The organism is uncultured Campylobacter sp., from assembly GCF_938030815.1.
GTDB lineage: Bacteria > Campylobacterota > Campylobacteria > Campylobacterales > Campylobacteraceae > Campylobacter_B.
The window spans coordinates 1-1,422 of the sequence record NZ_CALHII010000018.1 but is presented as its reverse complement, the minus strand read 5'-3'; the positions used below and the strand labels follow the sequence as shown (position 1 = coordinate 1,422).

Sequence of the window (1,422 nt, the reverse complement as noted above, 5' to 3'; positions counted from 1 at the left end):
AAGCGACAGCGCCAATGATGCCTACGTGAGCCTAAGCCAGATCCGCAAATTTGCCCTGCGCGTCGGCGACATCGTCACAGGCCAGGTGCGCGAGCCGAAGGATCAGGAGAAGTACTACGCGCTTTTAAAGATCGAAGCGATCAATTATAAATCGATTCAAGAGGCCAGAGAACGCCCGCTATTTGATAATCTCACGCCGCTTTTCCCGACCGAAAAGCTCAAGCTTGAATACGATCCTATGCGCCTTACTGGTCGCGTGCTCGATCTTTTCACCCCGATCGGCAAGGGGCAGCGCGGGCTCATCACGGCGCCTCCGCGTAGCGGTAAAACGGAGCTTATGAAGGAGCTTGCCAACGGCATTACGCGCAACCACCCTGAGGTCGAGCTTTTGGTGCTACTAGTCGACGAGCGCCCCGAAGAGGTGACCGACATGGAGCGCAGCGTGCGCGGCGAGGTATTTAGCTCGACCTTCGATCAGCCCGCATTCAACCACGTCCGCGTCGCCGAGCTCGTCATCGAAAAGGCAAAACGCGCTGTCGAAAATGGCAAGGACGTCGTCATCCTGCTCGATAGCATCACTCGCCTTGCGCGCGCCTACAACACTGTCACGCCTAGCAGCGGCAAAGTCCTAAGCGGCGGCGTGGACGCAAACGCCCTGCATAAACCGAAGCGCTTCTTCGGTGCGGCGCGAAATATCGAAAACGGCGGCTCGCTCACCATTGTCGCTACCGCGCTCATCGAGACCGGCTCGCGAATGGATGACGTGATCTTCGAGGAGTTCAAAGGCACGGGCAACAGCGAGATTATTCTCGATCGCAACATCTCGGATCGTAGAATTTACCCCGCGATCAATATCACCAAGTCCGGCACGCGCAAAGAGGAGCTTTTGCAAGGCAGCGAAAATCTGCAAAAGATCTGGGCGCTGCGCTCGGCGATCTCGACGATGGACGACGTCGAGGCGCTAAAATTTTTATATGCCAAGATGCTAAAAACCAAAGATAACACCGAACTGCTATCGATAATGAACGGCTAAATTTTATTAAATTGATTCGTTATGAAATTTAATGCTTTATTATTCTTGCGTTAGGTTTTATGTAAACGACTTAGATTTTGATAAGAGATAGTCAAGGATTTTGGTTGTGGAGGAATAGGTCAGCTCATTTTTTTGAGTACAACATACTCTCTATGAGCTTAAATCTATAAAAATTAAACAATATAAGTGAGTAATTCTATGAGTAATGATTTACAGCATCCAAAGTATAGACCAGATATAGACGGTTTAAGAGGAATAGCCGTTTTATCTGTTGTGGCTTTTCATGCTTTTCCAAATAAAATAAGTGGCGGTTTTATAGGTGTAGATATATTTTTTGTAATATCTGGATTTTTAATTTCTACGATTATTTTTAATAATTTAGAAAAAGG

At 48.0% G+C, this 1,422-nt stretch carries 2 protein-coding genes; both read left to right on the top strand.

Annotated elements, in window-relative coordinates; translation table 11 throughout:
- The coding region (gene rho / locus Q0277_RS00470) for a transcription termination factor Rho (protein ID WP_297994389.1) at positions 1-1,033 on the top strand (1,033 nt) is incomplete at its 5' end.
- Between the two features lie 198 nt (positions 1,034-1,231).
- Positions 1,232-1,422 (top strand): acyltransferase (locus Q0277_RS00465; RefSeq protein ID WP_297994387.1); only part of this gene is annotated, 191 nt, incomplete at its 3' end.